Genomic DNA, 25,268 nt, shown 5'->3' with positions numbered 1-25,268 from the left:
TACATGAATTTGTCGATATCTTCCTTGAAAACAACGATCGAATCCTGCTCAATGAAAATCTTCATGTGCTGGAGCCGTAAACTGTTCAAAAAGGGAAATGGTGGAAAATATTTTCTTGATATAATTTATATTAAATATATAGTCTTTAGACCTATATTCTAATGAATTTTTATGGACGGCTGAAAATGTCTAGCGTTTTCAGCCCATTCTAGGATTTTCCCAACACAATCGACACAATTCGACAGTGACTTAGGATAATAGTCGTGTTACGATAAACTAAGTTTTTGTTATATATTCACTGTTTATGCAAAAAAATATTATTTCATAACAGAAAAGAGCGATTGTATGTCTTTGAAAAACCGAACATCATTACTCGCTGTGGTGGACTCTTTAATTGTATTTTTCTCTATTTTTATCGGTTATTTCCTCCTCCACCCGCTAGTCAATCCCTTCGAAAGGCCTTTCCTGATAGCAAGCGCTATTACGATTTTTGCAGCCCATCACGCTTTTGCAACTTATTTCGGCCTTTATCGTAAAGTATGGGAATATGCTTCAATCGGTGAATTGAAGCTGATTTTTAAAGCTGTGGGCTTTTCAATTCTTGCTGTGGGTATAGTTCAGTTTCTTTTTAAAGGTGAAGTATTGTGGCGCGCTTTGGCAATTACATGGATGCTTCATCTCTTATTAATCGGAGGATCTCGTTTGTCCTGGAGAATTTTCAGGGATTCGAAGTACCGTGTGAAAACAGGTGATTTAAAGCCAACCATGATTATTGGAGCCGGTCAAGCAGGGCAGATGGTAGCAAGACAATTATTGACCAATCCGGAAAACGGTTTAGTACCTGTCATTTATTTGGATGATGACGTCAAAAAGCATGGTTATGAAATTCATGGCATCCGCGTAGCGAACTCAGGCACCGACTCTATCGAAGAAATTGTTAAAGACAATGAAATCGAAAGGATTATCGTGGCGATTCCATCCATGAGCAGACAGGAAAGCGCCGAGCTTATGAAGCGCTGCGTCGATACAGGTATCCATACTCAAACAATTCCGATGATTGAAGATATCATGACCGGAAAAGTTTCTGTAACGGATATGCACGATGTCAAAATCGAAGATCTTCTCGGGCGCGATGAAGTGCAGTTAGATATGAATAAAATCGCGAACCAGTTAACGGGTAAGACGATTCTGGTAACTGGTGCAGGCGGTTCGATCGGATCCGAAATCTCCAGACAGATTATGCGCTTTGGTCCGAAGAAACTTCTTCTTCTCGGACATGGTGAAAACTCGATCTACCTGATTGATATGGAGTTGCGCAAAAAGCTGACTCCTGACACTGAAATCATTCCGATTATCGCGGATGTACAAGACAGAGACCGGATGTTTACAATTATGGAGCAGTACAAGCCGGATGTAGTTTATCACGCCGCAGCGCATAAACATGTTCCTTTAATGGAAGGAAATCCAATGGAAGCGGTCAAGAACAATATCTTTGGGACGAAGAATGTTGCGGATGCAGCCCATATCAGTGGGGTCAAAAACTTCGTAATGGTTTCTACTGATAAAGCCGTTAACCCGCCGAATGTAATGGGAGCGACGAAGCGTTTTGCTGAAATGCTTGTACAAAACTTAGCAAAACGCAGTGAGACTAAATTTGCAGCCGTCAGATTCGGTAACGTACTTGGTTCAAGGGGATCGGTTATTCCGCTTTTCAAGAAGCAAATTGCAGCAGGTGGTCCGGTTACTATCACAGACAGTAAGATGACCCGTTATTTCATGACAATTCCCGAAGCGTCCCGTCTCGTAATACAGGCAGGTACGTTAGCAGAGGGCGGGGAAGTCTTCGTGTTGGATATGGGCGAACCTGTTAAGATTGTTGATCTTGCGCGTAATTTAATCCGATTATCTGGGTATACAGAGTTGGATATACCGATCAAAGAGACGGGGATCCGTCCTGGGGAGAAGCTATTTGAAGAACTGCTGAATGAGGACGAAATCCAGAGCGAGATGGTGTTTCCGAAGATTTATGTCGGGAGAGCGAATCCGGCAGCAGAGCTTGAATTAACGCTGTTACTTGAAAAACTGCCTAATATGAGCAGCGAAGAAGTTAAAGATGTACTAATTAGTTTAGCTAATAGAAAGAATGTAAGTTCAGATAGAGTAGCTATAAAATTATAAGAAACAGAGGGATAATTATGAATTTCGCTATAATTGGTTGTGGTTTTATTGCAAAAAAACATGCATTAGCAATAAAAAATATATCTAATGCTGAATTAATTGCGGTATGTGACAGAGTTCCAGAAACGATGGAGTTTTATAAAAATGAATATGGTGCTAAGCCGTATTTAGATTCAGTTGAAATGCTGAAAGATAAGAATATTGATGTGGTATGCATATGTACTCCTAGTGGATTGCATGCAGTCATAGCAGAAGAAGTAGCAGCGGCTAAAAAACATATTGTGTTAGAGAAACCTATTGCAATGACTTTAGAGGAAACAGATCGAATAATTAATGCAGCTAAAGAGAATGATGTGAAACTCACAATTGTACACCCCAATAGATTTAGAACAGCTGTCCAAGAAACAAAAAAAATCCTCGATCAGAATTTGCTAGGAAAAATCAGTCATGCTAATTGCATAGTTAACTGGAATCGTGGGCAGGAATATTACAATCAAGCACCTTGGCGTGGAACTAAAACTCATGACGGTGGAGTGTTAATGAATCAAGCTATACATAATTTGGATTTGCTGCTCTGGTTTATGGGAACACCTGCTGAAATTTTCAGTATGGAAGCTACAAGATTACGGAATATTGAAGCGGAAGATGTTTCGACAGGAGTTATTCGATTTGAAAATGGTGCCATAGCTAATGTCCAAGCTGCGACTACTGTTTATCCTAAAAATTTCGAAGAGTCCATTACAATTTTCGGGGAAAAGGGTACATTAAAAATCGGCGGATCTAATGCTTTGTACTTTGAACATCTTGAAATACAAGATTTATCAGAATCTGATATGAAATTAATAATTGAAAAAGTAGAATCAGATCCTTGGGGAACCCCAGGACATCAAAGAATTATTGAAGAAATGATATTTGCTCTAGAGAATAACATTGATCCGGCTGTAACAGGAGAAGACGGTAAAAATGCATTAAAGCTGGTTCTAGCATTTTATGAATCTGCTGAATCAAAAAAAATAATAAGTATTTAAAACTTAGAAACTAGAGGAGTAATTATATGAAACAAAACACATTAGAAAAATTAGAAATGATACTAATTGAAAAGCTTAATACTAAAAATGCAACAATCGGAGTTGTAGGTCTGGGTTATGTAGGATTGCCTTTAGCAGTGGAAAAAGCGAAAGCGGGATTCAATGTTATCGGTTTTGATGTTCAAGAAGAAAAAGTAAGCAATGTAAACGAGGGAATAAACTATATTGGTGATGTATTGCCTGCTGATTTGGAGTCACTGGTAGCTTCCGGAAAATTAAAAGCTACTACTGATTATTCTTTTATAAAAGAAGTGGATGCTGTAGCCATTTGTGTCCCAACACCTTTAGATATTTACAAGCAGCCGAATATGAATTATGTAGAAAGTTCAGCAAAAGCAATTGCAGCTAACTTTACTAAAGGAACATTAATAGTTTTGGAAAGTACCACGTATCCAGGTACCACAGAAGAATTGATTAAACCAATTTTAGAATCTTCAGGAATGATTTGTGGAGAGGATTTCTTTTTAGCATATTCTCCAGAGCGAGTAGATCCCGGTAATAAAGATTTCAATACAAAAAACACGCCTAAAGTTGTCGGTGGAATTACAGAAAGCTGCACTAAAGTTGCGGCTGCTATGTACAGAGCAGTACTTGAAGGCGATGTCCATGAAGTTTCAAGCCCAGCAGTAGCAGAAATGGAAAAACTTTTAGAAAATACTTTTAGAAACATTAATGTAGCATTAGCTAACGAAATGGCAATTCTTTGTCACAAAATGGGTATTGATGTATGGGAAGTAATTGATGCTGCGGCCACTAAACCTTATGGGTTCATGCCGTTTTATCCAGGACCAGGATTAGGAGGACACTGTATTCCAATAGACCCTTGGTATTTAACTTGGAAAGCACGTGAATATAATTACCATACAAAGTTAATTGAAACTGCTGGAGAGATTAATGATAGTATGCCTGATTTTGTAGTACAACGTTGCGCTGAAATTTTAAATACTCAGGGGAAAGCATTAAACGGCTCAAAAATTTTAGTTCTTGGAGTAGCATATAAAAAAGATATCGACGATTACAGAGAATCCCCAGTACTACCTATACTGGATAGGCTTACAAGTACAGGCTGCAAATGGGAAGTTGTTGATCCTTATATAGCCGATTTCAAGTTGCACGGTGAGTTAATACGAACTGTTGAATTGTCTGCTGATAAGTTAAATTCAACTGATTTAGTCTTGATTGCTACTAATCATAGCGCCTTTGACTATGAAAAGATTGGTGAAAATAGCAAAATTATCTTAGATACGCGTAATACCGGCGTTTCTAACGACAATTATTATAAATTATAATAATCGATCTAAGATTCAGTGTTAATAGATTGGAAGGATAAATTGTGGGTGAAAAAAGATCTTTTTCTAAAAATGTTATAACACTAATAACTGGAACTGCTTTTGCTCAAATTCTTCCAATATTAGCATCTCCGATTTTGACACGCTTATATACACCTGAAGAATTTGGTGAACTTGGATTGTTTATTGCATTGCTTGGAGTTTTTTCTGTTATTGCAAGTTTTAAATATGAACTCGCAATAGCTCTCCCCAAGAAAGAGGAAGATGCTGTAAATATATTTGCATTATCAATATTATTTGCTATGAGTTTTAGTGCTGTACTGATGACAGCAATTGTAGTTGTGCACAATACCATGGAAATAAAGTTTATTGATGAACACTTTGCGACTTATGTCTGGTTATTTCCAGTTGCGGTGCTACTTTTAGGTATATTTCAAGCGTTATCGAATTGGAATATTCGAAACCAGGATTTTAAGTTAATAGCTGCAACTCAATATTATAGATCTTCAACCATAGTAACCTATCAAATTGGAGGGGGTTTCTTAGGTGGAAGCTCTTTGATATTGATAACAGCACAAGTTGTGGGTCAACTCGTTGCAGTTTTGAAAATGGGATATACTTCAATCAATAAATTAAAAGAGAATAAGGGATTTATAACTAAGTTAAATTTAAAAAAAATGTTAATTAGGTATAAAAGGTTTCCTCTATTCTATTCTGGTTCGGCTCTTTTAAATACGCTCTCAGTTCAATTGCCTCTATTTATGTTAGCTTTCTATTTCAATCCAACTATAGTAGGGTATTATACTTTAGCAAACCGTGTCTTAGCAGCGCCAATTTCTATAGTAGGAAATGCAATTGCACAACCTTATTTACAAAAAGCTGTTGAAAAAAGTCATGATAATAAACTTGAAATTTTTAGTTTGCAAATTTTTAAAACACTTTTAAGTATAGGTTTGGTTCCAATTATAGTAGTAGCGATAATATCGCCCGAATTATTTATGATTATTTTCGGTTCTGAATGGGTTAAAGCAGGTATTTATGTTCAGCTAATTGCTACTTGGTTGTTGTTTGTATTTATCTCCTCTCCTTTATCTCATATTTTCACCATTCTTGAGCTCCAAAAGGAGAGTCTGTTTTTTAATTTAGTACTATTTATAAGTCGGGTTGCTGTGCTAGCTATAGGAGGAACAATTGGAAATGATCTCCTCACCATTGCGATGTTTGGAATCACCGGCGCAATACTTTGGTTTATTCAAATAACTTGGTTATTGAAAAAGACTGGAACAAAAATTCGGACGACTATTGCAGTACTTATTATAGAAAGTCTCATTGGTTTACCTTTCATATTTATAATTTCTTTATTTAAAATTATAAATAGCAACTCGATTTTGCTAATAACCTTAAGTTTCTTAATTATAATTACTTTTTTCTTAATTAGATTCCAAAAAAGATTAAACGAAGTTAAGCTCTCAAAATATAATAAATAAAGGAGTTAGCATGAACAAATTAAAATTTATAACAGCATACTACATTAAGCGACCAAAAGTTATCAAGGCATATAAAGAAATAAAAAAGCTAGAAAGTCTTGATAGAAATGGACAAAAGGAATATCAAAATATAAAATTGAAAGAATTGATTTCTTATGTAGTTAAGGAAATACCTTATTATAGTAATTTATTTCGCGAATTGAACTTAAAAGTTAGTGATATTCAAACAACTAAAGACTTAATTAAGCTGCCTATTTTGACTAAAGAAATTATAAAGAAAAATCCAGAACTATTTATTCCAAAAAATTATAATGAAAAAATAGTTAAAGGTTCTACAGGTGGCTCTACTGGGGTTCCTTTAAAGTTTTTAATGAGTGAGACAGATTACTCTAAAGGTGTAGCCTTATTATTAAGAGGTTTTGAATTTGGGAATTATCAATTAGGAGATTCAATGTCCATAATAGCTGGTTCCTCTCTAACTTCGAATACGCAATCCTTAAAGTCGAAAATTCAAGACTGGCTAATGAACTTCAACCATTTTTCTTCTTATGGAATGAATGAAAAAGATTTTGAAGCATTTTTTCGAGACATAAATAAGAAAAAACCGAAATTTTTAAGAGGATACGCTAGTTCATTATTTTTATTTGCATCTTATTTACGAGATAACAATATGCAATTAGAATTTCAAATTCAAGCAATTTTTTCGACTTCAGAAAAGTTAATGCCTAATCAACGAAATATTATTGAATCAGTATTTAAAGCTAAAGTCTTTGATAATTATGGTTTAAATGACGGTGGTATTACGGCCTTCGAGTGCAATTATCATAATGGGATGCACATTGACTTTGAACGGGCGATTTTAGAAGTTACCAACGATGATGGCACAGATCAAATTATTGGGGAAGAAGGAAAAATATTAGCTACAAATTTATTTAATTACGCTATGCCTTTAATAAGATATGATACTGGAGATTTGGGAGAAATTTATATAGAAGATTGCAAATGTGGCTGTAAGAGACCACTTTTAAAAGGCATTGCAGGAAGAACTACTGACTATTTAAAAATCAATGAGACATATATTGGTAGTCCGGTATTAACAGTTCTTATGGGGAAAATTGATATTGAAAGTTATCAAATTATACAGACTGGAAAAGACAGTGTAAAGATAAATGTTGTAAAGGGGGAAAAATACGATATGTCGCAAGAACTTTTTATTTCAAATTCTTTAAAAGAACATGTTAATGAAATTAAAATCGACTTTAACTATTTAGATGATAGTAAAGGGTTTAGTGAAAATAATAAGAAACATAAATTTATAATTAATGATGATTTTAAATAATAAAGCGCTAGCAAATAAAATTAAAGAAATGTGATGTTATGCATAAAATAAATTACTTCATTCAATTTTTATCAATAATTTTTTTGAAAGCTATTTTTGATTATCTTTATTTTGTCTACGTTTCAAAGTACTTTATGGGAGATTTATTTTATTTAAACTACTCTTCTGAAAAACACCTATATTCGTACATACTTTTAGTCATAGTAAGTATTTTTGTAATCCCACTTATAAATCAACCAAATAAGCCAAGCAGAGTTGTAATACTTATACTGTTTTTATCCATTATTGTTCCAATTTTAACATTATACGCATACCAAGATGCTGATAATTACTATGTAGCAGCGATTGTTATCAGTTTTATACTTATCATCTTACAAATAATGTATTTTCCTATTTTGAAGTTTAGAATTTTACATGCAAGTTTAATGAATACATTACTACTAGGTATAATTCTTATTTACATTTATGTTTATTCATATTTAATCTTTACCGGTGGACTTACTCGTTTTAATTTCAATCTAAAAGAAGTTTATGACGTTCGAGCAGAGTATGTAACGATGGCTGCTAAAGGACCACTTCTCGGATATTTCATAACGTGGGTTGGAAATTCCTTTAATATGGGGGCACTGGTGTGGGGGCTGTTTAAAAAGAATAGAAATATAATAATTCTAGCAATAGTATTACAACTTCTATTATTTGGAATGACAAATTTCAAATCTTTTCTTTTTGCTCCTGTTTTAGTTATGAGTTTATACTTTTTAGCTAAAAGAAAAAGCCTGTTATTGTATTCTACAATTTCTATTACCATGATTCTTATGTTTAGTTATTTATTTTTTATTTTTTATAATGATCATCAATGGTCTTCAATGTTTATTAGAAGACAATTTTTTGTTCCGTCGAATTTACACTTAATTTACTATGATTTTTTTAAAGAAGACTATAATCCTTATATAAATTTATCAAATTCAATTTTTAGTTCTTTTCTGGAATATCCTTACCAAGCTAGCGTTACTAGAATAATATCTTGGGAGTATTGGAATCGAGATTTTGGACCAAATGTAGGTTTTCTAGGTGACGCTTATAGTCATTTCGGATTTTTAGGAATGTTCCTATTTGCGTTTATTTTAGGATTGATTTTAAGAATACTTGATAGTTTTGTAACTATGCTTCCTTCTTAATTAATTTCAGCATTAATAGCCATACCAGCTTTTTCTTTAGTGAACTCTGCATTATTCACTACATTGTTAACTCATGGCTTTTTAGTTTCACTATTAACCCTATTAATTATGGGGAATTTATTGTATAAAAAGGAGAAAAAATGAAAATTTGTCATATTACTTCTGTACATTCTGAAAATGATACAAGAATTTTTTTAAAAGAATGTACTTCATTAGCTCAAGCAGGATTCGAAGTTCACTATATTGTCCCCGGGGCAGTAGACTCTACTTCTAATGGCGTTCAAATTCATGGTGTCAAAGTCAATGACGGAAGTAGACTAAATAGAATGACGAAAACGGTAGATACTGTATATAAAAAAGCTTTAGAAATTAACGCAAGTCTCTATCACTTTCATGATCCTGAGCTTATTCCGATTGCCCTTAAACTAAAAAAAAATAAAAAGATAGTTTTATATGATATTCATGAAGATTTACCTCGTGCAATTTTGTCGAAAAAATGGATTAGTCCAATGGTAAGAAAGCCTTTATCGGCTATTTTTGAATATTACGAAAATAGGGCGGCTAAAAAATTTGATTATTTAATAACAGCAACTCCATATATAACGGAGCGATTTAAAAAAATTAACGACAGAACCATTAACGTAAATAATTATCCCTTACTTAAAGAACTTCAATCAAGTGACAAAATATCTCAGGAAACTGAAATTAATTATGTTAGTTATGTTGGAGGGTTAGTACCCATTAGAGGTTCGTCAGAACTTATAAAAAGTGCAAGATTAATTTCGGGAAATATTAAAGTTGCTGGCCCTATTAACACAGAGAACTTAAAAAATGATTTGAAAAGAAGCGAAAATATAGAGTACTTAGGGATACTCAGTAGAGATGAAGTAAAGAATTTACTATCACGTTCAAAAGCAGGAATGGTTACCTTTTTACCAGAGCCAAATCATATAAATGCTCAACCAAATAAAATGTTTGAATACATGTCAGCTAGTATTCCTGTAATTTGTTCCGATTTTCCTTTGTGGCGTTCTATTATTGAGGATGCTGATTGTGGATTGTGTGTAGATCCGGAAAATGCTCAAACTATCGCTGATGCAATTAACTATGTTTTTGAAAATCCTGAAATCGCTTTGAAAATGGGTAAGAATGGAAGAAAAGCTGTGGAATTAAAGTATAATTGGGAAGCGGAAAGTGTAAAGTTGATTGACATATATAAAAAATTTTAAATAAGAAAGAAGGATTTTAATGAATATTCCAATGTTAGACTTATCAGATCAGTATAAAAAACTTAAAAATGAAATAATAGAATCACTTGATGAGGTTATGTCTTCCTCACAATTCATATTGGGTGGAAATGTAAAAAAGATAGAGTCCGATATTGCGGTTTTCAGCAATGTAAATAATGGCATAGGAGTAGCAAATGGAAGCGATGCTATACATATTGCTCTTCAAGCAGCAGGTGTCAAAGAAGGAGATGAAGTAATTACTACAGCGTTTACTTTCTTTGCGACCGGTGGAGCAATCGTTCGTGCGGGTGCTAACCCAAAATATGTGGATATTGATCCGATTACTTTCAATATCGATCCTAATAAAATTGAAGAAGTAATAACTGATAAGACGAAAGCAATTATTCCAGTTCATCTTTATGGACAGATGGCAGACATGGAAGCTATTAAGGCGATTGCAGATAAATATAATCTAATTGTTATAGAAGATGCAGCACAAGCTATCGGAGCTAAACAAAATGGCAAAAGAGTTGGTGAACTAGGAACAGCTGCAACTTATAGTTTTTTTCCTACTAAAAACCTCGGTGCTTATGGAGATGCAGGCATGATTGTTACAGACAATGATGACCTTGCAGAAGAAGCAAGAGTAATTAGAGTACATGGTAGTAAACCGAAATATTATCACCACGTTTTAGGCTATAATAGCCGACTTGATGAAATGCAAGCTGCAATACTAAATGTGAAATTTCCTCATCTAGAAGATTGGTCAAATATGAGACGAAAACATGCAAAAACATATACACAGCTACTAAATGAAAAACTGTCGCACATTATTCAAACACCAATAGTAAAAGAAGGAAACCATCACGTATTCCATCAATATACATTAAGAGTTCCAAAACGAGATGAGTTACAAGCATACTTAAAAGAACAAGGGATTTCTACTATGGTATATTATCCGATGCCATTGCATATACAACCAGTATTTAAAGAGTTGGGATATAAAGATGGTGATTTGCCTGAAACGGAAAAGGCAGCCAAAGAAGCCATTTCCCTTCCGATGTATCCCGAACTGCCTGTAGAACATCAAGAATATATTGTTGATAAAATTATGGAGTTTTACTTATGAAAGTTTTGACAATAGCTGGTACTCGACCACAACTAGTTAAAGTAGGAGCGGTTTCACGAGTATTACGCGAATCGTTTACAGAAGTTTTGGTGAATACAGGTCAACATTATGACTATAAAATGGCTGGAGTATTTTTTGATGAATTAAAAATACCGAAACCAGATTACGACTTAGGTATTGGATCAGCTCCACATGGCAGACAAACCGGTCGAATGATGATAGCGGTGGAAGAAGTAGTAGAAAAAGAAAAACCAGATGTAATTCTAGTTTATGGGGATACAAATTCAACTTTGGCTGGGGCAATTGTTGCTTCAAAACTTCATATTCCAATAGTGCACATAGAAGCAGGACTAAGAAGCTATAACAAAGAAATGCCAGAAGAAATAAACAGAGTTTTAACGGATCACATCTCCACATTACTATTTGCTCCGACTGATAATGCTGTAAAAAATTTAAAAACAGAAGGAATTACAGCAGGAGTTTATCAAGTTGGAGATGTCATGTATGATGCAGTTAAATTTAATATAGGATTAGCTGAGGAAAGATATTCTCTAAAAGATTATGGATTGGATCAGAAGAATTATATTCTTGGAACTATTCATAGAGCTGATAACACCGATAATCCTAAAAAGCTAAGCGCAATATTAAATTCTTTCTCTAAAATCAAAGAGACAGTATTTCTGCCTTTACATCCTAGAACAAAGAAAATGATTGAAGAAAATGGTTTCAATAGTATTTTGGTGAATTCAGGGAACATTCGAGTGGTTGAGCCTATTTCATATTTGGAAATGCTCTTTTTAGAAAAAAATGCAAAAATGATTGTTACGGATTCAGGCGGAGTTCAGAAAGAAGCTTATTTTGCTAAAGTGCCATGCCTTACTCTAAGAGACCAAACTGAATGGGTTGAAACAGTTGAAGCTGGATGGAACCAATTGGTCAACCCGTTAACAGACAATTTGGCAGAAAAACTTCTTAATCTTGAAATTGGAAAACCAGTTGAAAGTTTGTACGGTGATGGACATGCAGCTAAAAAAATTGTATCAACTATGAAAAAGTATTTTAAATAAAAAATTGCTAGTCTACACATAGGCTAGCTTTCTTTTTAGGAGGAGTTAACATGACGATCACTAAAGGCAATAATACTGTAGTAAATGAAAATGTAAAATTTGGAATAAATGTTACTTTGGGACACAATGTAGTAATTTATGAAGGAACTGAAATTGGCAACAATGTTATTATTCAGGATAACGCGGTTATAGGAAAACAACCAACACGTGCAAAAGCCTCGATTTTGCCAGAAGTTAAAAAGCTACCACCTGCAAAAATAGAGTCAGGGGTGACAGTTGGAACTTCAGCAATTATATACGCGAATGCTGAAATTAATGAGGATGTATTTATTGCTGATTTGGCTACTATTCGTGAACGAGTAACTGTTGGAGAAAAAACAATCGTAGGCAGAGGAGTGGCGATTGAAAACGATTGTGTAATAGGAAGTAACTGCAAGCTTGAAACTAATAGTTATATTACCGCTTACTCTGAAGTAGGGGACTATGTATTTATTGCTCCTTATGTAGTTACTACTAATGATAACTATATGGCTCGAAGCAAAGACCGCTACGATAAATTTAAAGGTGTAACTATTAAAGATGGTGGCAGAATCGGTGCTAATGCAACTGTACTGCCCGGAAAAATAATTCATGAAGATGGAACAGTGGCAGCTGGGAGCATTGTATCTAAAGACGTTGAAAAAGAAAGTTTAGTTGTTGGTTCTCCTGCAAAAGAAGTAAGAAAAGTTCCAGAAAACCAACTCTTAAGAAACCAGTAAGGAAGAGATTATGAATATTTGGATTTTAAATCACTACGCTGTTGCTCCTCGTACTATTGGTGGAACTCGTCATTATGACCTGGCTAGCCAATTAATCAAAGAAGGTCATAGAGTACGTATTTTTGCATCTTCTTTTAATCATTTTGAAAGAAGAGAAACTGTTACGTACAAGAAAGAAAATTTTATAGATGAAATAATTGATGATGTAATATTTACTTGGATTAAGACACCACCGTACGGAAATCCGTTCAAAAGATTAATTAACATTTCAGTATTTTCTTTTCGTTTAAATAAAATTATGAAAGATGTATTGAAAAGAGAGATTCCGGATTTGATTATTGGTTCCAGCGTTCATCCTCTTACTGCTCTAATTGGATTAAAGAACTCAAAAAAAGTGGAATCACTATTTTACTTCGAAGAAAGAGATCTTTGGCCACAAACTTTTATTGATTTTGGTATTATAAGTGAAAAAAATATTGTTTCAAAGGTACTCTTCTCAATTGAAAAAAAGTTATATCGTGAATCTGATAGAGTAATCTTCTTATTTGAAAAAGCACATAAATATGCAATTTCAAAAGGTTTATACAATAAGAAACCCATTTATCTTCCAAATGGATATAATGCTGAAAGAGTGTCGCATTTAAAAGAGTCATCTGAATTAAATGGTGTATTAAATACTTTTGAAAACAAGAAACTATGTATGTATGTTGGAAGTTTTGGTGAAGCGAACCATCTCACACCATTAATTGAATTAGTAGAGAAAATGAAAGAAGAAAAGGAATACCATTTTTTGTTTGTAGGAGGAGGAGCTTTGAAAGCTGGATTGATTGATTCTTCTCAAAAATTGGATTTGCAAAATATTACTTTCTTAGATCCGATACCAAAAGAACAAATTCCTTTTCTTTTATCACATGCTCATTGTGGCCTAATTTCAATGAAGGATTCTCCGTTATATAATTGGGGGTTCAGTATGAATAAGATTTATGATTACCTTTCTTTAGGGCTTCCCATAATAGCTTATTCGAATTTAAAAGATTTAGGAAATCTAGAAAACACGCAGGGAATTATTAACTCAGATTCGTTGGACTTCTTAAAGGAAGGTATAACAAATGCTTCGGAAATTGACAGGGAAGCTATAAAAAATTTTGCTTATGATCATTATTCATGGAATATACTGAATGAAGGCTTTCTAAAAATAGTAAATTCTGATATAAAGAGTCATAAGGAAAACAGTGGAGTTTTAAATTATGAAAAGAACATTTGATTTTTTCGTTAGCTTAGCAACATTCACTATATTCTCTCCAATCATTTTGATAACTGCTTTGTTGATACGAATAAAAATTGGCAGTCCAGTTATTTTCAAACAAGAACGACCTGGCCTTAAAGGAAGTCCCTTTTATGTTTATAAGTTCCGTACAATGACGGATGAACGTGACGATAAAGGAACCCTGTTATCAGATGACATAAGGCTAACTTCTTTTGGCAAACTCTTGAGAAAACTTAGCTTGGATGAACTGCCACAATTAGTAAATGTACTTAAAGGAGACATGAGTTTCGTCGGGCCAAGGCCTTTATTAATGGAGTACATGAGTTTATATAATGAGAGACAGTTGAAGAGACATGAAGTTCGACCTGGAATAACTGGATGGGCCCAAGTCAACGGGAGAAACGCAATTTCCTGGGAAAAGAAGTTTGAATATGATGTATGGTACGTAGAAAACCGTTCATTTTTCTTGGATATAAAAATTCTCTTCATGACTGTATTGAAAGTATTCAAGTCGGAAGGAATTTCTCAGGATGGTCAAGCGACGATGACAAAGTTCAAGGGAAACAAAAGCAGCAGGGGGCAATAACATGAATGTAATTTTGATAGGCGACAGCGGGCATGCCCGTGTGATAGCTGATAATGTCGTTTCCTCTGGAAACAAAGTGATAGCTCGTCTGGATGATAAGTATGAAGAGCCTTTCAAAGAAGGCGAAACTTGGCTTGGACCGGTTTCAGAAGTCCGCGGTTTAATTGACCGGGAAAATGCCAAAGTTATAATTGCGATTGGGTCTAACCCAATTCGCAAAAAAATTGTTGATCGCCTTAATTTACAGGATTGTCATTACGCTACTGTTGTTCATAAAGAAGCTATAATTAGTCCAAGCGCTTCGATTGGGCACGGCTCAGTTGTTATGCCTGGAGTGATAGTTAACGCGGCTGCTACAATAGGAAACCACGTTATTTTGAATACTCGTTTGGTGATAGAGCATGATTGCTTGGTTGATGATTATGTCCATGTATCTCCTGGTGCTATGATAACTGGTGGAGTATCGATTCATAAAGGGGTTCATGTTGGGGCAGGAGCAACCGTAATTCCCACAAAGTCGATAGGACAATGGAGTGTAATAGGAGCAGGATCTGTTGTTATAGATGACATCGAAGAATATTCTACGGCGGTTGGAGTGCCAGCTAAAGTTATAAAAAAAGAATCGAAAACAACAAACGCAGCTAACCGTTAAAAATTAGGAGAGATATAAATGACAGAACGTATATTTCTTTCTTCGCCTCATATGAGCGGGAGGGAACAAGACTATATTAAAGATGCATTCACAACGAATTGGATTGCTCCTTTAGGACCCAACGTCGATGCATTTGAACGGGAAATTGCTAGTTACGTTAAAATGGAAGATGCTGCAGCTGTGAGTTCTGGTACCGCGGCGATTCATTTAGCGCTAGAATTGTTGAACGTTGGAAAAGAAGACACAGTATTTTGCTCCAGCTTAACTTTTGTAGCCAGTGCTAACCCGATACTTTATACAGGAGCTACTCCAGTATTCATAGATTCTGAAGAAAACACGTGGAATATGTCGCCTGATGCGTTAGCGCGAGCAATGAAAGAAGCAGATGAAAACAACAAGTTGCCCAAGGCCGTTATTATCGTAAACCTGTATGGTCAAGTAGCTATGATGGATGAATTGATGAATATCTGTAATCATTACGATGTGCCAGTTATTGAAGATGCTGCTGAGTCCCTTGGAGCTTCTTACAAAGGAAAAGCCAGTGGATCTTTTGGCAAGTTCGGTGTTTTTTCATTTAACGGCAATAAAATTATTACAACATCCGGTGGCGGAATGTTAGTATCCAATGATGTTGCTGCATTGAAGCAGTCTCGTTTCCTGGCCACCCAAGCGCGTGATAATGCATTGCATTATCAGCATAGCGTAGTCGGTTATAACTATCGATTGAGTAATATACTAGCTGGAGTTGGACGCGCGCAACTAGAAGTTCTTGACGAGCGTGTTGAAGCACGAAGAGCTGTTTTTAATCGATATGTGGAAGCTTTTGCAGATATAGACGGAATAGACTTTATGCCTGAACTCGACAATACATATGGAAACCGCTGGTTAACGACATTGACCTTGGATCCTAAAAAGATTAAGGCAACACCATATGAACTTATTGAAGAATTCGCTAAAGAGAACATAGAAGCTCGTCCAGTATGGAAACCGCTTCATCTTCAGCCGTTATTTGAAAATGCTATGTTCTATTCACATGATCAAAACGGAGCAGTCAGTGAGCGTTTATTTGAACAAGGTCTATGCTTGCCAAGCGGATCAAACATGACTGTAGAACAGCAGGAAAGAGTTATTGATAAGTTTTTTGAAGTATTACAAAAAGAAAAGCAAAGTCTGCAGACTAGTAAAAGCAATTAACTACAAGCATCTATGACCGGTATCACGGTTATTAGATGCTTTTTTCTTTTGATATAAAAGATTGAGAAGTTAACCTTCTTTTAACCTGGTTTATATATTCTATTCCTACAAAGGATTTCTGCATTAGAATCGACCAATTATTGGAGGGAATGATATGAAAAATCTTATTCTGAACCAAAATTATGGGAAGCTATATGAAGATGTCTATAAGGGGAAATGTGAGGTTTTTGAATTCCAAAACTCCTTGGGATCCGTAAAACATTTATTTATAAAAAGAGAAGTGCCTAATCCGCTTGAAGGAGTGATTTACTACGATTTAATCACACCCTTCACTTATGGAGGTCCAGTTATTGAAGGATGTAAAGAAGAAGATAAATGGGATTTGATCAATGATTTTCGAAATGAATTTATGATGTATTGCCAGGAAAATAATATCGTTTCGGAATTTATCCGCTTTCATCCATTGCTATTTAATTCGATGGATTTTTTACATTGCTATGAGCTGGATTATGTGGAGGATTCTAGAGGGATAGATATATCAAGACACTCTAATCCCGTAGCTGAAGGGTTTTCAGTAGGGGCTATAGCTAAGGTTCTAGAAGCTTTTAAAAGTGGATTAGATTATGAGATTTTTACAGAGAAAGAAAGAATAGGCGACTTCAGTCGATTTTTAACTAAAGTTCAGAATAGTAAAGAAAATAAAAGTCCACAATATATCGAGTTTTGTAAAGATTTACTGGAAGATCAGCTGATATTTGTTGAAGTGAAATTTGATGGAGAAGTTGTAGGAATGTCAGTGAACATTCTTACTGATAAGGTTTTAACAACTCATTTATTTGTAACCGACCGAACCGGCGATAGTTTGGATGCGGCATTTGTGTTGCATTATGGATTGACAGTGTGGTGCAGGAATAATGGAATAGAATTAATTCATTTAGCTGGGAACTGGATTCAAAAAAACACAGAAGAGAACGCAAGTTTTAGAAATAACTTTGGAGTACTTTCAGATTATAAGTATTGTATAGGAAGAAAAATTTGGAATGAAGAGGTTTATGAAGAGTTGTGCGATAAAGCAAGAATTAAAAGGTATGTAGATTATTTTCCGGCTTATCGTGTAGATGAGAGAGGGCAAGGGTTCTCTCCTTTTATAGACTAATGAAATTTTGAAAATATTTAAGAAGAGAATATCTTTTTTTAATAAGATTAATTAAACTGTTTTCTAATTGAAGTAAAACAACTGAATTATTGTAAAAACCGTATCCCTAGTGAAAAGTTAAGGGCATACGGTTTTCATTATTTTATATTTTCTTAGAATTGACCGATTAATTGGTATGAGTTTACATCACGTAAAATTCCTGCGTCAAACTTATATTATCTTTATTTCTCAAGTGCTGCGTTAACAGGCAAACTATGAGAAGATTTTCTAATCAGAAAAGCAATAATAATCCACATTAAAACAGATATGATTTCAAACTTATATATAAGATGACCTTCAAAAACTTGTAAAAATAAGATTGCGGTGAAGTAACCTATAAGTATTCGAAAATCTGTATCAATTACTTTTGCTTTTCCGACAGCAAAAGCTATCGAAAGGAGCAGTCCACCGACTAACATGAGACCGATCAAACCGGATTGATAAAACACTTGAATATAAAGATTATGAAGATAACCGCCAAGCTCTTTAAATTCCATATTAACTCCTGAGCCTGTCCAAAAAAAGCTGTTTTGAAAAACACTTTCTACAGCTTCTCCCCAAATTCGGTCTCTGCCGGAAAAAAAGTTTTTGCCAGTAACTTGAAGACTGAGACCATTCAATGATTGTCCAATTGAGGTGTGTTTTAGATAAACATAAAGAGCAGTTACTATCGGGCTCATTATAATAATGGAAACTAGAATATGGAATGTGTATTTATGTAGATATTTTATTGCGAAAAACATAAGAATTACTATGAAAAACGCTACTATGGCAGCTCTGGATGTTGCCGTGAAAAGTGTAACAACCAATAAAAAGGCAGTATAAATATTTAACGATTTCAAGATGACATTCTTCTCTTTAAGATTAATTAAACAGAAGAACAATAAAAGAAAAGCGATTATTCCATTTGAATTAGCAGCAATTAATTTATTGATGGATAACAAAGTTGGTAAAAAGAATACATTGGCATATATAAAAACAAAGATAATCCACATACGTTTATCTACAATTCTATTCTTGAAAAATACGATTGCTGTAAAGAGCAAAACGATAGTGAGAAAGTATGTTATGTATTCGAGTTTTAACGGTGCATCTCGGTTGATATTCAATACATAATAGGTAGCGAAAAGTATTAGAGAACCAGAGACGAGTAAGTTGTTCTTGTTTGTGATCAACTTTCTATCGATAAGAAAGTGATAGATCAAAACAATGGAAAGGATAATGGTGGGAAAGATTAAAGACTCCTTGCTTGTAAAATGATGTACTGTGAACTGCATTCCCATGACGAGTAGAGTAGCAAATATACTGGCCGTTGCAATGAGTTGTGCAACAGGTCTTATTCGTGTTGACTCCAAATTCTTCACCTCAAAATCGATTTTGCAATAAGGAATCCATTCTCTAATTAGAAGGCAGTATTCCAAAATCACACTTTTACTATTATATAACAATTTCTTTTGTAGAAGAACGATGTAGGAGAAAATTATTAAACTGTATTTATAATGATAAATCTTATTATGTAAGTTGATTTCAATAGATATATTTATACTGATATAACAATTTTTATAAATTAGTAGTGCTTAGTTTTTTGCAGCATTGAATTAGTAAATTCTGCAGAAATAGCTTGTAAATATAGGAAAATTAACCAATATTATTCGGAGTGATGAATTTCGAGAGTAGTCATTTACCAAAAAAATACTAAGTAGACATGCTTTTTATTAAAACATCCTAGACACCGTTAAAGAGAATCTCTATACTATAATAATGTGTGCAAAAGAATCTCTTCTTCTGTCACAAAATAACAACTTAGTATTCCTTACATAAGTTAGTAAATGGAGAATGAACGTGAAAAATCTAAATGAAATTAATATCATACGGGCAATCATGTGTCTTGCGATTGTTTTAACACATTCCATCTCGAATTATTTACGCAATGTAGAAGTCGACCAGGCTGCCTACGATCAATATATCCTCTGGATCCGTTTTGCGCTTCTATGCTCAACCCCAATTTTTATTCTGCTGTCGGAAACCTTGATCTCCAAAAACTACCCGGACGGTTTGCAGAAAGGTTTCTTCTGGAAACGGATCAAGTTTATTTTGATTCCTTATCTATTGGTCGGTTTAGTTGTCAGCTACAAGAGTGCCGGGGGGGACCTGGCCGTATTTATTGATGTGATCCAGAAGAAGGTGCTCTATGGCCAGTGGTACGGTTTCTTTGTCATCGTCATCTTCCAGTTCTATATCTTGCACTGGCTGATCGGGAAATACCTGGCACGCGTCAATCCGATCGGGCCGATCCTGATTTCGTTCGTCATCTCGTTTGCCCATGTCTACTGCTATGTACATGTGGAGGCGTACCAGAATTTCATCCTGAACGAATATCCGCTCTGGTATAAGACGCATATCTTTACGTGGTTGTTCTACTTTATCGTGGCATTCTACATCGGCCAGTATTACGAGCAGCTCGTCACTTTCCTGACCAACAAAATCTGGGTGCCGATCCTAATGACTGTAGGCAGCTATGCTGTCATTGTGTTCAACTATAAAGTTATGGACTATGGAAGAATCTCGAGCGAACGCTACGACATGTTCCTGTTCTCTGTGAGTGTTTTCTTCCTGCTGGTGGCTTTGATCCGGAAGTTCAGTTTCGATAATCATACGCTGGTGATGATCAGTAATTTCTCATTCTTTATCTACCTTACGCACATGATTTTCTTGCCATACTTCGTGAAGCTATCCATGACATTCGGCGATCACTTCTTCAGCTACGTAATCTCGATGGCGTTCCTGACGGTTGCATCTTGTATAGGTGTGGCGTTCTTGTTGTATCAAAGTAAGTTGACCAGGCATTTTACTGGGAAGATTAAGTATTTGGAGCCGGCTGTGAAAACTCCTAAAAAGCAAACTACTCAGAAGAGAGAGCCGGAGTATGTGAATAATTGATTTGAAGTTACTAATAATGAATATATGTAATAAGCCGTATTCAGAACCTTAATCAGGTTTTGGATACGGCTTTTTCATTTGATCAAATGGTGAGAGTTAAAGAATGCAAAATTATAGCTGCTCGAAGAGCAGCTTGCTAAATGAGTCAAAGTGGCATGAAGAGAGACAGCCATATTAAAAGTGAAGAAACGATTTGGGGATGAGATATCAAATTTATATTTTTTAGGAGGTATTGTTTTTAGATAAAAAGCAGGATAATATTGGTTTATCATCAAAATAATAGTAATGGAGTTGGGAGCTCATTATGAATTCTGTTAAAGCTGTTCTTCAAGAAATCTTAGAAATAGAAATCGTTAAAGTTGCTGCAATGAGGTCCATCCAGTCATTTAAAGAACTGGAAAAAATGTTGGAACAGAAAAGGAATTTAATTGAACAGGAAATAGATCGTGTTCAAGCTCTAAAACTATCTCAGAAAAAACCAAAGCATTCTGTTGTTGGTGATAGTGATGATATTCAATTATCACAATTGAACAAAGTAATCGCGTTATCGAACGATATAAAGAGCAAATATAGTTTTTTGGAAGGTCTGCAATTTAAATTGGATAATAAACTGGAAAGTAAGTACCGCGATGCGAATATTAGCTCATATTTCAGATCTATCATCCCGGTAAGTTATTTCATCCAGTTGTTTGAATTAGGTGTAGCTGAGGAATTGCAGGGTGTCAATGGAGCCTATAACGTCTATCAAAGTAAAATCACTTCTGGTGAGTTAGAAGAATATACTATCGAAAAAACTATTGAAGAACGAGACAGTATCAAAACGAAACAGTTCATTCTCCATGACGCCATTCAACGGACGATTTCACTTCAGCGCAAGTTGATGCTTGATACATTGAATATATTAGATGAAAAAAATAATACAGCGGAGCCTCAATGGAATCAAGCAATGGAACAAGTCCATTCGGCGTTGGAGGAAGTTGCGATATGAAAAATTCAACTCAATACATTCTTGCCCTCATCGGCAGCTGGTTAAATACTGTATTAATAATCTTCTTCTTTTTCACGACGAGTCTTACCGCAGGAGATGCTGTTTTAACATTTTTCATGTTAGTAATCAGTGTTATTGGTATAACACTAAATTTCAAAACGGCAAAAGGGATTAAAAATGGCAGCCAGGGTTGGGCGGTATTCGCGCTCATAATGGGGATCTTATCGATTTGGACAGTCTATGGAATTCTTTGGCTGATTGCGGCTATTATGACGTTTGCTGACCAAAAGAATATTGAAAATAGACGAAGAGAAGATTTGCAAAGACAGCCAGTCCAGCAAAGCTATTCGGATAACTCACCTGTAAATAGAGTTTCAGTGAAACAGGATTATTTTGAGAAGTTATATGAAGAAGGAATATTAACTAAAGGAGAAAGTAAGATATTGAGGTCTTCATATAATCATTTGTAGATTCAAATAGAAAATATTGATAAACATGCGATTGTATTTAAAGCTTACACCAAATCTTTATTCACTGAATGGAAATGGTGTCAGGAGTTAGATGCAATCGTTTATTATTTGCAGTAAATAAGTTTGATGAAAATAATTCATTGAAAGAGGCTATTATGAAAAAAATAATGTTTTTCCTGTCTTTATTGATTGCAGCTATTGTGGTTGCAGCTTGTTCTGATGAAGCAGATCCCAACGTATTGAAAATAAGTAAGTCGTCAGACGAAATAGTAGGAGAAAACTATGAAACGGTTATTACGGATTTAAAAGCAACGGGCTTTACTGATATCGAGACAAAGGTCCTCGATGATTTGATTACTGGATGGTTAACGAAAGATGGGGAAATCGAGCAAGTTGAGATTGACGGGAAAGCAGAGTTTAATGCAAAGGATAATTTTCAGAAAGACTCCAAGATAATCATCACTTATCATACTTTCCCTGCAGAAGAGAAAGCTGATGACCCAGCTGAAGAAAAAAGTTCTGAAAAAGATGAAGAATCCAGTAAAGAAGAGGCAGCAGAAGAAAGTGCTAGTGAAGAGTCTGGCAAGAAAGAAAATGATAAAGAAGCCAATGATGGAACCGCAGAGGAAGAGGTAACTGAAAAGACAAAAGCAGAAAGCAGTCAGCAAGTGTTGACGATTGAAAACAACGAAGAATTGGCAGCTCTGTTGGCAGTGAAAGATGAATACGATCCGATAATCAGCGAGTTCACCAAAAAATATGCTGGTAAAACGATTGAATTTGACGCGAATATTGTCAACATGATGAATCATGGAAGTTTTGATACCAGATATGACATTTTAATGTTTTCAGGTGACTTCAATGAAACTACATTCAGTGGGCCGAATTTTAAATTCGAAGATGTAAATATGATAGATTTAAACCTTACTGGTTCTGAGATACCTGATTATTTAAGTATGGGACAAAATCTTCGAGTTACTGCTGTGGTTGAAGAATTTGATGAAGATATGGGGATTGTTTTTCTTGAGCCGGTGATTACTGAGATAAGATGAATGATAAGATTCCTGCGCATCGTCCCCTTTGTCACACACAACTCAGTTTATTCATGACAAATGCATTAAAAAATGCCGTATCCTAAAACCACTTGGGTTAGAGGATGCGGCTTTTGAATTTTTATCGAAGCGGATAAATAGTCATAATTGTACCGGACACAGGGACAATCTGGGAACTGCTGGAAATGGCTTTGGGTGCAGACCCGAAAATAGCTCGCGAGCCACCCGTCTCGTGAAAAGACCCACATCGGACGAAAGTGCGATTCCCTCCAATCCTGAGCAGCCATTCCATCATTTAAGAACATCGGGTCTGTCAAACAACTTTTACACCTTGGATTGCACAGCGCTCCGCCTTGTTTTATTGTATAGAGAGAACGAGAACGGCAAAGAGGTGAAGCGGCATGGAAAAATGCCAAACGTGTAAAAAGGATGAATCCACTATTCGTTACGGGGAAGAACGGTTCTGTTTAACATGCTACAATACCCTGATGACAGAGGAACTCGGTGTAGAGGCCACCAGCTATCCGAAATCGCTGTCTATAAGGGATGGTCTAGGAGAAGTGCATCGTTATCGCTTACGTAAGCGCCTGGATCCGATTGGTGTCATCATGGAGGCGGAAGAGCAGGTGGAAGAAGGTGGCTATTTCTTTCAGCTGTCTGGTGACATAGATTGTGATCAGGAGAAACTGTTGATGAAATTGTTGGCCAAAGCTGAAAAGGGGATGGCTGAAGCATACGTTGAGGAGAAATTATTTGAAGATGAAACCACTTACCACGGTCTCCGTAACGAGCGGTTAGCGGGGCGAATCGAATGGAATCCGGCAGCTGAAGAAATTCCGTTGCTGGTGGTGGACGGAAAACCCTATATGTGGGAACAAATTGGGAAGCTGCTGATGCACTATGAAGGATTTCAGTTGAAGATGGAGATATTGGATCCTGGAGAAGAAATCGAATGGAACAAAGATAAATAGAAAAAGAGCAAGGACAGTAATTTCACTGTCCTTGCTCTTTGATCGTTTCGAAAAATACATCGGCTACCTCTATTTCTTTTTTGCCTTCTAATTAGGAATAGATATAATCCTGATCCAATTCGTTTGCTTCATAGAGTTTCGTCATCCATTTGAGCTGCTCTTTCTCTTTCAAGTGCACTAGTGCCCGTAACCTGTCACAGAATATATCTTCCGGGCTGATCATATGAACAATGCAACCGTCATCAGTCAGCACATCTCTTACTTTTTCGTAACTGCCAGCCAGATGGTTGTCAGGTACTTCGACGGAAACTTGCAATTCCTTTAAATAGCTGTCTTTTCCCTGTCTTTCGAAACCTAACTCCACAAGAGATTCCATAATTTTTTCATGGGAAGTTGCAACAAAATCAATATCAGCTGTTGCATATTGGCCGGTGGTATAATACTCGACACTGAGACCGCCGACTACTATCAGCTGTATATTGGGATGTTTACTCTCAATATATTCAGTAACAAGACCGGCAACTCGGATATTTTTCTCTGCTAAGGGCAGGCCTTTTAATCGAGCTAATTTTTCTTTATATTCTTCCGTTTTGTTTTCCATACTCTTTTTCAAACATCAGAAGGATTTTTGTCTCATCTTCAGAACGGGGACGTTGTCTGCCCGGTTTTAGATCAGAAATAACTTCTTCTGTCCTTTCTTCTAAGGTTTTTAGAAAATCATCCGGCAGCGTCGACTTGGAATTTCGACGTTTCTTCATTGCAATGCTGGCAATTTCGAGTTTCCGTTTTGAACCCATGGTCGATCACCTCTTTCCTCTATAATAGCATATTTTTGTGGTATTCAATATGTATGCAGTTCGGTGTTAAAATCGCGCCCCTGTGTCAGACACAACTCAGTTTATTCACGACAATTGTATGCAAAAGAAGCTGCCTCCAAAAACCCTAATGGTTTTGGAGGCAGCTTCTTTGTATAGAGGTATAGAGCCGCCAAACTATAAATTGGTGTAGGTTTATATGGAGATATTTAGGTCAATATAAGTGTATATAGGTATTTTTTCTATGCAAAATTGAATTTGGTAAAATATATAATTTTTTGGGAGCGCTGTTCATTAAAAGCAATAGTTTTTTATTGTACAGCCCCGTTATAAAAGGGCAGGTCTTATCGATCTTTAACAATTCTTTTTTATAGTTCGGCTTTTGCCAAGGAGGGA

The 25,268-nt window shown here is 35.5% G+C and carries 23 protein-coding genes; 20 read left to right on the top strand and 3 right to left on the bottom strand.

From position 1 onward, the window contains the following. Positions 1-345 precede the first annotated feature (345 nt). From D2910_RS15800 to D2910_RS15730, 15 genes are all read left to right on the top strand, one after another. Complete coding sequence (locus D2910_RS15800) at positions 346-2,178, top strand: nucleoside-diphosphate sugar epimerase/dehydratase (protein WP_117314172.1); 1,833 nt, start codon at positions 346-348, stop codon at positions 2,176-2,178. Between the two features lie 17 nt (positions 2,179-2,195). After that, entirely contained in the window at positions 2,196-3,206 is a 1,011-nt protein-coding gene (locus D2910_RS15795; protein WP_117314171.1) for a Gfo/Idh/MocA family protein, read from the top strand. 26 nt (positions 3,207-3,232) lie between these two features. Then, positions 3,233-4,555, top strand: a complete 1,323-nt coding sequence (locus D2910_RS15790) for a nucleotide sugar dehydrogenase (RefSeq protein WP_117314170.1) — start codon at positions 3,233-3,235, stop codon at positions 4,553-4,555. Between the two features lie 44 nt (positions 4,556-4,599). Further along, complete coding sequence (locus D2910_RS15785; protein WP_165850204.1) at positions 4,600-6,042, top strand: lipopolysaccharide biosynthesis protein; 1,443 nt, start codon at positions 4,600-4,602, stop codon at positions 6,040-6,042. Between the two features lie 10 nt (positions 6,043-6,052). After that, on the top strand, positions 6,053-7,381 hold the full coding sequence (locus tag D2910_RS15780; protein ID WP_117314168.1) for a phenylacetate--CoA ligase family protein: 1,329 nt from the start codon (positions 6,053-6,055) through the stop codon (positions 7,379-7,381). Between the two features lie 38 nt (positions 7,382-7,419). After that, on the top strand, positions 7,420-8,559 hold the full coding sequence (locus tag D2910_RS15775) for a hypothetical protein (RefSeq protein WP_117314167.1): 1,140 nt from the start codon (positions 7,420-7,422) through the stop codon (positions 8,557-8,559). A 140-nt stretch (positions 8,560-8,699) separates the two neighbouring features. After that, the gene (locus D2910_RS15770) at positions 8,700-9,788 is read left to right on the top strand and encodes a glycosyltransferase family 4 protein (protein WP_117314166.1); all 1,089 of its coding nucleotides are present in this window, start codon (positions 8,700-8,702) and stop codon (positions 9,786-9,788) included. Between the two features lie 19 nt (positions 9,789-9,807). Next, complete coding sequence (locus D2910_RS15765; RefSeq protein ID WP_117314165.1) at positions 9,808-10,917, top strand: DegT/DnrJ/EryC1/StrS family aminotransferase; 1,110 nt, start codon at positions 9,808-9,810, stop codon at positions 10,915-10,917. Continuing rightward, a complete protein-coding gene (wecB, locus tag D2910_RS15760) occupies positions 10,914-11,984 on the top strand; it encodes a non-hydrolyzing UDP-N-acetylglucosamine 2-epimerase (protein WP_117314164.1) in 1,071 nt (356 codons plus the stop codon). Before D2910_RS15765 ends, wecB begins: the two co-directional genes overlap by 4 nt. 50 nt (positions 11,985-12,034) lie before the next feature. Further along, positions 12,035-12,742 (top strand): N-acetyltransferase, encoded by a 708-nt coding sequence (locus D2910_RS15755; RefSeq protein WP_117314163.1) that lies wholly within the window; start codon positions 12,035-12,037, stop codon positions 12,740-12,742. A 10-nt stretch (positions 12,743-12,752) separates the two neighbouring features. Continuing rightward, complete coding sequence (locus D2910_RS15750; protein WP_117314162.1) at positions 12,753-14,006, top strand: glycosyltransferase family 4 protein; 1,254 nt, start codon at positions 12,753-12,755, stop codon at positions 14,004-14,006. Then, positions 13,990-14,595 carry a sugar transferase gene (locus D2910_RS15745; protein ID WP_117314161.1) on the top strand — a complete coding sequence of 202 codons (606 nt, stop codon included), beginning with the start codon at positions 13,990-13,992 and terminating at the stop codon, positions 14,593-14,595. The genes D2910_RS15750 and D2910_RS15745 overlap by 17 nt, the downstream gene beginning before the upstream one ends. 1 nt (position 14,596) lies before the next feature. After that, the gene (locus D2910_RS15740; protein ID WP_117314160.1) at positions 14,597-15,247 is read left to right on the top strand and encodes an acetyltransferase; all 651 of its coding nucleotides are present in this window, start codon (positions 14,597-14,599) and stop codon (positions 15,245-15,247) included. Positions 15,248-15,265: 18 nt separating this feature from the next. Further along, entirely contained in the window at positions 15,266-16,441 is a 1,176-nt protein-coding gene (locus tag D2910_RS15735) for a DegT/DnrJ/EryC1/StrS family aminotransferase (RefSeq protein WP_117314159.1), read from the top strand. A 154-nt stretch (positions 16,442-16,595) separates the two neighbouring features. Then, positions 16,596-17,597, top strand: coding sequence for a GNAT family N-acetyltransferase (locus D2910_RS15730; protein ID WP_117314158.1), 1,002 nt, complete (start codon positions 16,596-16,598; stop codon positions 17,595-17,597). A 221-nt stretch (positions 17,598-17,818) separates the two neighbouring features. Here the strand turns inward: D2910_RS15730 and D2910_RS15725 are convergent, their stop codons facing one another. Then, positions 17,819-18,991, bottom strand: a complete 1,173-nt coding sequence (locus D2910_RS15725; RefSeq protein WP_117314157.1) for an O-antigen ligase family protein — start codon at positions 18,989-18,991, stop codon at positions 17,819-17,821. A gap of 487 nt (positions 18,992-19,478) precedes the next feature. On the opposite strand from D2910_RS15725, the gene D2910_RS15720 reads away from it, so the two are divergent. The 5 genes from D2910_RS15720 to D2910_RS15700 all read left to right on the top strand — a co-directional run bounded on the left by D2910_RS15720 (position 19,479) and on the right by D2910_RS15700 (position 24,057). Continuing rightward, positions 19,479-20,576 carry an acyltransferase family protein gene (locus D2910_RS15720; RefSeq protein WP_117314156.1) on the top strand — a complete coding sequence of 366 codons (1,098 nt, stop codon included), beginning with the start codon at positions 19,479-19,481 and terminating at the stop codon, positions 20,574-20,576. 304 nt (positions 20,577-20,880) lie between these two features. Then, positions 20,881-21,564, top strand: coding sequence for a hypothetical protein (locus tag D2910_RS15715; protein WP_117314155.1), 684 nt, complete (start codon positions 20,881-20,883; stop codon positions 21,562-21,564). After that, a complete protein-coding gene (locus D2910_RS15710) occupies positions 21,561-22,034 on the top strand; it encodes a hypothetical protein (RefSeq protein ID WP_117314154.1) in 474 nt (157 codons plus the stop codon). Before D2910_RS15715 ends, D2910_RS15710 begins: the two co-directional genes overlap by 4 nt. 155 nt (positions 22,035-22,189) lie before the next feature. Next, positions 22,190-23,086 (top strand): DUF4839 domain-containing protein, encoded by an 897-nt coding sequence (locus D2910_RS15705; RefSeq protein WP_165850203.1) that lies wholly within the window; start codon positions 22,190-22,192, stop codon positions 23,084-23,086. 401 nt (positions 23,087-23,487) lie between these two features. Next, positions 23,488-24,057 (top strand): DUF7713 domain-containing protein, encoded by a 570-nt coding sequence (locus D2910_RS15700; RefSeq protein WP_117314152.1) that lies wholly within the window; start codon positions 23,488-23,490, stop codon positions 24,055-24,057. 91 nt (positions 24,058-24,148) lie between these two features. Here D2910_RS15700 and D2910_RS15695 read toward each other — a convergent pair whose 3' ends face one another. Further along, entirely contained in the window at positions 24,149-24,658 is a 510-nt protein-coding gene (locus D2910_RS15695) for a hypothetical protein (protein WP_117314151.1), read from the bottom strand. Then, a complete protein-coding gene (locus D2910_RS15690; RefSeq protein WP_117314150.1) occupies positions 24,633-24,854 on the bottom strand; it encodes a hypothetical protein in 222 nt (73 codons plus the stop codon). Before D2910_RS15690 ends, D2910_RS15695 begins: the two co-directional genes overlap by 26 nt. Between the last annotated feature and the right edge of the window lie 414 nt (positions 24,855-25,268).

Source organism: Planomicrobium okeanokoites, from assembly GCF_003428875.1.
Classification (GTDB): Bacteria; Bacillota; Bacilli; order Bacillales_A; family Planococcaceae; genus Planococcus; species Planococcus okeanokoites.
This window is presented reverse-complemented; position numbering and strand designations above follow the sequence as displayed.

What these genes read in the sequence shown, in the direction of transcription:
- D2910_RS15800 (WP_117314172.1), top strand. Translation starts at nt 346, where the DNA reads ATGTCTTTGAAAAACCGAACATCATTACTCGCTGTGGTGGACTCTTTA.
- D2910_RS15790 (WP_117314170.1), top strand. Translation starts at nt 3,233, where the DNA reads ATGAAACAAAACACATTAGAAAAATTAGAAATGATACTAATTGAAAAG.
- D2910_RS15795 (WP_117314171.1), top strand. Translation starts at nt 2,196, where the DNA reads ATGAATTTCGCTATAATTGGTTGTGGTTTTATTGCAAAAAAACATGCA.
- D2910_RS15695 (WP_117314151.1), bottom strand. Translation starts at nt 24,658, where the DNA reads ATGGAAAACAAAACGGAAGAATATAAAGAAAAATTAGCTCGATTAAAA.
- D2910_RS15740 (WP_117314160.1), top strand. Translation starts at nt 14,597, where the DNA reads ATGAATGTAATTTTGATAGGCGACAGCGGGCATGCCCGTGTGATAGCT.
- D2910_RS15700 (WP_117314152.1), top strand. Translation starts at nt 23,488, where the DNA reads ATGGAAAAATGCCAAACGTGTAAAAAGGATGAATCCACTATTCGTTAC.
- D2910_RS15775 (WP_117314167.1), top strand. Translation starts at nt 7,420, where the DNA reads ATGCATAAAATAAATTACTTCATTCAATTTTTATCAATAATTTTTTTG.
- D2910_RS15705 (WP_165850203.1), top strand. Translation starts at nt 22,190, where the DNA reads ATGAAAAAAATAATGTTTTTCCTGTCTTTATTGATTGCAGCTATTGTG.
- D2910_RS15730 (WP_117314158.1), top strand. Translation starts at nt 16,596, where the DNA reads ATGAAAAATCTTATTCTGAACCAAAATTATGGGAAGCTATATGAAGAT.
- D2910_RS15715 (WP_117314155.1), top strand. Translation starts at nt 20,881, where the DNA reads ATGAATTCTGTTAAAGCTGTTCTTCAAGAAATCTTAGAAATAGAAATC.
- D2910_RS15770 (WP_117314166.1), top strand. Translation starts at nt 8,700, where the DNA reads ATGAAAATTTGTCATATTACTTCTGTACATTCTGAAAATGATACAAGA.
- wecB (WP_117314164.1), top strand. Translation starts at nt 10,914, where the DNA reads ATGAAAGTTTTGACAATAGCTGGTACTCGACCACAACTAGTTAAAGTA.
- D2910_RS15710 (WP_117314154.1), top strand. Translation starts at nt 21,561, where the DNA reads ATGAAAAATTCAACTCAATACATTCTTGCCCTCATCGGCAGCTGGTTA.
- D2910_RS15765 (WP_117314165.1), top strand. Translation starts at nt 9,808, where the DNA reads ATGAATATTCCAATGTTAGACTTATCAGATCAGTATAAAAAACTTAAA.
- D2910_RS15755 (WP_117314163.1), top strand. Translation starts at nt 12,035, where the DNA reads ATGACGATCACTAAAGGCAATAATACTGTAGTAAATGAAAATGTAAAA.
- D2910_RS15745 (WP_117314161.1), top strand. Translation starts at nt 13,990, where the DNA reads ATGAAAAGAACATTTGATTTTTTCGTTAGCTTAGCAACATTCACTATA.
- D2910_RS15750 (WP_117314162.1), top strand. Translation starts at nt 12,753, where the DNA reads ATGAATATTTGGATTTTAAATCACTACGCTGTTGCTCCTCGTACTATT.
- D2910_RS15780 (WP_117314168.1), top strand. Translation starts at nt 6,053, where the DNA reads ATGAACAAATTAAAATTTATAACAGCATACTACATTAAGCGACCAAAA.
- D2910_RS15690 (WP_117314150.1), bottom strand. Translation starts at nt 24,854, where the DNA reads ATGGGTTCAAAACGGAAACTCGAAATTGCCAGCATTGCAATGAAGAAA.
- D2910_RS15735 (WP_117314159.1), top strand. Translation starts at nt 15,266, where the DNA reads ATGACAGAACGTATATTTCTTTCTTCGCCTCATATGAGCGGGAGGGAA.